1 protein-coding gene is annotated in these 615 nt (G+C 51.7%); it reads right to left on the bottom strand.

Going from position 1 to position 615, the window contains the following annotated elements; translation table 11 throughout:
* Positions 1-37: 37 nt before the first annotated feature.
* A partial coding sequence (locus ACFQEU_RS17485) for an RNA polymerase sigma factor (RefSeq protein WP_379784220.1) occupies positions 38-615 on the bottom strand: 578 nt, incomplete at its 5' end.

Genomic DNA, 615 nt, shown 5'->3' with positions numbered 1-615 from the left:
GTTAATGTGGCCAACCGACCGAGTTGGGCAGCGGGGGCTAACTGAGCGGCTTTATCAAGCGCTGCCGGCACTGTTTCATACCCATCGCAATGTGCTTCTCAACTGTACTTACGGATATGCTCAGCTTTTCCGCAATATCTTTTTGCGATAGTTGGTGTATTTTCCGCATCACAAAAACCCGCCGGCACTGGCTAGGCAAGCTTTCAATGGCGCTATTGAGCGCTGAGACCGCTTCGGCATCGATAATTTGCTGCTCTGGTGAAGGCAGTGGGTCTAACAACAGCTCCACATCCACATTCTGATCTACCTCGCTGACGCGCTTATGGCGCACCCGATCAATGATTAAATTGCGGGCGATGGTAAACAGAAAGTTTTGCGCGGTTGCCAGTTCGATGCGATCTTTATGGCGCTGAAACCGCTCATAAGTCTCGTGCATCAAATCAGCGACATCCTCTTGCGAGCGGACCTTAGACCACAAATATCGCTTCAGCATGGCACTGTATTGTTCGAAAACCGCGGCTATTTGCTGATCGTGTGTACGCCCATTACTCACGTCGCGCTCACACTGGCTGCCGCCTTCTATCGTTGGCTGCTGCAATGGCACTCTCTCTCGTT

The sequence above is a fragment of the Halorubrum tibetense genome (assembly GCF_042661865.1).
Classification (GTDB): Archaea; Halobacteriota; Halobacteria; order Halobacteriales; family Haloferacaceae; genus Halorubrum; species Halorubrum tibetense.
Note: the sequence above shows the minus strand (reverse complement) of the source record. Positions and strands in the feature narration are given on the sequence as shown.